At 28.1% G+C, this 4,062-nt stretch carries 3 protein-coding genes, 2 tRNA genes and 1 other annotated feature; all 5 genes read left to right on the forward strand.

What is annotated here, in order from left to right:
- The first annotated feature begins 290 nt into the window (after window positions 1-290).
- A complete protein-coding gene (locus GBZ86_RS13425; protein WP_152891458.1) occupies window positions 291-1,685 on the forward strand; it encodes an NAD(P)/FAD-dependent oxidoreductase in 1,395 nt (464 codons plus the stop codon).
- A gap of 14 nt (window positions 1,686-1,699) precedes the next feature.
- Window positions 1,700-1,933, forward strand: a complete 234-nt coding sequence (locus tag GBZ86_RS13430; RefSeq protein WP_152891460.1) for a DUF1667 domain-containing protein — start codon at window positions 1,700-1,702, stop codon at window positions 1,931-1,933.
- Window positions 1,934-2,009: 76 nt separating this feature from the next.
- Window positions 2,010-2,216 (forward strand) — a binding site (T-box leader).
- A gap of 72 nt (window positions 2,217-2,288) precedes the next feature.
- Window positions 2,289-3,566 carry a serine--tRNA ligase gene (serS, locus tag GBZ86_RS13435; RefSeq protein WP_152891462.1) on the forward strand — a complete coding sequence of 426 codons (1,278 nt, stop codon included), beginning with the start codon at window positions 2,289-2,291 and terminating at the stop codon, window positions 3,564-3,566.
- Window positions 3,567-3,690: 124 nt separating this feature from the next.
- A tRNA-Ser gene (locus GBZ86_RS13440) sits at window positions 3,691-3,781 on the forward strand.
- Between the two features lie 33 nt (window positions 3,782-3,814).
- Window positions 3,815-3,905 (forward strand) — tRNA-Ser (locus GBZ86_RS13445).
- Window positions 3,906-4,062: the final 157 nt, after the last annotated feature.

The following is a 4,062-nucleotide window of genomic DNA, read 5'->3' on the forward strand; positions in this document are numbered from 1 at the left end:
TTTTCAAAGCTTCTTTTATAAAAAATATTTTTATACTCAACGAAATAACTGTTTAATGTTTTAATTATAGATTTTTCGTCAATACTATTCATAGAACCAAATTCCTCCTGTGTTTTATTAGTATTGGGTGTATTAATAGTTTGCACAGTTTTTAGGAATTTGGTTCATTTTTTATAAAATTAATTTTTAATTACTTGTAAAGTGGTGTATATTATTAATAAATTTAATATAAAAATATGTTATAATTCTAATGGAAATTTTTATAAAAACTATAGCTAGGAGTGAAAAAAATGGATTATGATGTTTTGATATTAGGTGGTGGTATAATAGGTTGTGCTGTTGCCTATGAATTATCTAAGTATAATTTAAATATTGCAGTAATTGAAAAAGATTTTGATATAGCAGATGATATATCTTTTGTTAATACAGCTATTGTTTATGATGGATGTGAATCAAAAGATGATTTAATGAGTGCTTTAGAAAATATGGGTAATAAAATGTTGAAAGAAATAACTAAAAAGTTAAATGTTCCATATAAAACAGTAGGTACATTAAATGTAGCTACTGATGAAGAAAGTCTTAAAATAGTAGAACGTATGTATGAAAGAGCTATAGATAGAGGAATAGAAAATATAAATTTAATAGAAAAAGACGAAATTTATAATATAGAACCAAATTTAAGCTGCAATGCTATAAAAGCATTATATTCTGAAAATACTGCAATAATAAGCCCATATGATTTGGCTATAGCATATGGAGAAGTAGCTTATGATAATGGTGTTAGTTTTAGATTAGAAGAAGTTGTAACAGACATTCAAAGTTTGTCAAAAGGTTTTAAAGTAACCACTAATAAAAATAAATTTAAATGTAGATTCGTTGTAAATACAATTCCAGGAGAAGCATATACAATAGATAAAAATAAGAATTATGAAAATGAATGTACATTAAAAACTTATTATTTGTTATTAAATAATGAAATAAAAGAGAAAACATCTAATATAATAGTAAAAATAGAAGATGAAGATAATTTTATATTACAAACACAAACGCTTGGAAGAGATACATTAATAGGCGTCAATTGTCATGACATTTCTAGTTTTAGAAGTTCTATAACAAAATCAAAGGAGTTTCTACCAAGTATAGTGGCTGATAATGTTAAAGATATATTTTATGATGACCATCATAGAGAAGTAATGATAATTGATGATAGTGAAATAAATAGAGGTTATATAAAAGTTACTGGTAAACATTATGCAGAAATTACTATAGCACCAGCAATTTCAAATCTTATATGTGAAACTATAGTAGATAATTTAAACTGTGGATCTAACAAAAATTTTATTGATAAAAGAAGAGAATTTTATAGATTTAGAGAATTATCAGATGAACAAAGGAATGAACTAATTGCATTAGATAAAAGATATGGTAAAATAATATGTTTATGTAATTATGTGTGTGAAGGTGAGATAGTAGATTGCATCAGAAGACCACTTGGCGCTAGAACAGTTGAAGGAGTTAAGAGAAGAACAGGAGCAACTTTTGGTAATTGCCATGGAGCATACTGCATTAGCAAAATAATAGATATTTTAGCTAGAGAGTTAGATAAAAAACCTACAGAAATTGTAGAAGATTCAAAGAATTCAAAAGTTCTTGCTTCTAGAATAAAAGAGTTTAATGAAGTCTAAAGGAGGTAATTTTCATGGAAAAAGAGGTATTTACTAGTGTTGTAAGAATTAGAGGTTCAAAAAAATACAATGTAGTACCAGTCAAAAGTAATAAGCCAGTAGAAATAGATAAGTGGATAGAATTTTCTAAAATATTAAGTAGACTATATGTTGGGGTACCTACAAAAATAGGTAATATTGTATGTAAAAATATTATGAATACAGGAATAGATATAATTTGTACTAAAAATATATCTAAAGATAATTAATAATATGTTAGATAAAATATTTAGGAAATAAATTGACAGTATAGTAATATATTTTATATAATTAATTTAAATAAAATATTAACCTAGGATCAGGCAAGTAGTAAAATTAAGTATTTTTAGAGAGTCAGTGGTAGGTGTAAACTGATATATTTATTTTATGAATCCACCTGTGAGGGACTGTGATGAGCAGTACGGTATAAACCGTTAAATTTTTCAAGTGGATAGATAAAATTAATTTTATTTATCAATTAGGGTGGCAACGCGGAGTCTTTTCGTCCCTTTTTATAAGGGAAAATAAGGCTCCTTTTTTATTGCTTTAAATTAGAAAAATGCAATTATTGAAGGGAGAATAAAAATGTTAGATTTAAAAAGAATAAGAACAAATCCAGAAGAAATTAAAACTGCATTAGCTAATAGAGGAGAAGATTTTGATACATCAGTTATAGATGAAATTATAAAATTAGATGAAGAAAGAAGAAAAATTCTTGTAGAGGTAGAATCTTTAAAGAACAAGAGAAATCAAGTATCAGCAGAAATTCCAAAAAGAAAAAAAGCGGGAGAGGATGTTGCTCCTGTAATGGCTGAAATGAGAGAAATTGGTGAAAAAATTAAGAGTGATGATGCTAAAGTAGCTGAAATAGATGAAAAAATAAATTATATAATGCTTAGAATACCAAACATACCAAATCCTCAAGTTCCAGATGGTGAATCAGATGAAGATAATATTGAAATAAAAGTTTGGGGTGAGCCAACAAAATTTGATTTTCAACCTAAAGCACACTGGGATTTAGGAACAGATTTAGATATATTAGATTTTGAAAGAGCTGGTAAAACTACAGGTTCAAGATTTACAATATATAAATCTTTAGGTGCTAGATTAGAGAGATCTATAATAAATTATTTCTTAGATAAACACACATTTGAAAATGGATATACTGAAGTATTACCTCCATTTATGGTTAATAGAGATAGTATGATAGGGACTGGACAATTACCAAAGTTTGAAGAAGATGCATTTAAAGTAGAGAATAATGGATACTTTTTAATTCCTACAGCTGAAGTTCCAGTAACTAATATGTATAAGAATGAAACTTTAAAGGGTGAAGAACTTCCAATTAAACATGTAGCATATAGTGCATGTTTTAGAGCAGAAGCTGGATCCGCAGGTAGAGATACTAGAGGTCTTATAAGACAACATCAGTTTAATAAAGTTGAGCTAGTTAAGTTCTGTAAACCTGAAGAAAGTTATGATGAGTTATTAAAGTTAGTTGCTGATGCTGAATCAGTTCTTCAAGGCTTAGGATTACCATATAGAATAGTTAGAATTTGTAAAGGTGATTTAGGTTTTACAGCTGCATTAAAGTATGATATAGAAGTTTGGATGCCAAGTTACAATAGATATGTTGAGATATCAAGTTGTTCAAATTTTGAAGATTTTCAAGCAAGAAGAGCAAATATTAAATTTAAAAATAATCCAAAAGATAAACCACAATTTATTCATACTTTAAATGGTTCAGGAGTTGCTATAGGAAGAACAGTTGCTGCAATACTAGAAAACTATCAACAAAAGGATGGTTCAGTAGTTATACCAGATGCTTTAAAAGCATTTATGAGATGTGATGAAATAAAATAATTAATATATAAACAATTAAAAGATACTAATAATTAAATTAAATTATTAGTATCTTTAAAAAAAAGTTAAAAAATATATTGACATTTTTAATATAAGTTAGTATAATAAATATTGTAAATGACACGGAGAGATGGTCGAGTTGGTTTAAGGCACCGGTCTTGAAAACCGGCGTGCGTGTGAGCGTACCGTGGGTTCGAATCCCACTCTCTCCGCCATTTTTTTTACCTAAAAATAAAATGGAATAATATGGAGAATTACTCAAGTGGCTGAAGAGGCGCCCCTGCTAAGGGCGTAGGTCGGGCAACTGGCGCCCGGGTTCAAATCCCGGATTCTCCGCCAAAACATCTAGTAAAATACTAGATGTTTTTTTTGTATTAATGAATACCACAGGTTTTACCTGTGGTTCTAAAAAGCTTATAGCTATGAGTAGAAAAAAATAAAACCTCCGATGTAAAATAATAGTAGGTTTGCCGACCAAAACTTAATTTTACAAGGA

It is taken from the genome of Clostridium tarantellae, from assembly GCF_009295725.1.
Classification (GTDB): domain Bacteria; phylum Bacillota; class Clostridia; order Clostridiales; family Clostridiaceae; genus Sarcina; species Sarcina tarantellae.

Coding starts and splice junctions, on each gene's coding strand:
- GBZ86_RS13430 (WP_152891460.1), top strand. CDS start 1,700: ATGGAAAAAGAGGTATTTACTAGTGTTGTAAGAATTAGAGGTTCAAAA.
- GBZ86_RS13425 (WP_152891458.1), top strand. CDS start 291: ATGGATTATGATGTTTTGATATTAGGTGGTGGTATAATAGGTTGTGCT.
- serS (WP_152891462.1), top strand. CDS start 2,289: ATGTTAGATTTAAAAAGAATAAGAACAAATCCAGAAGAAATTAAAACT.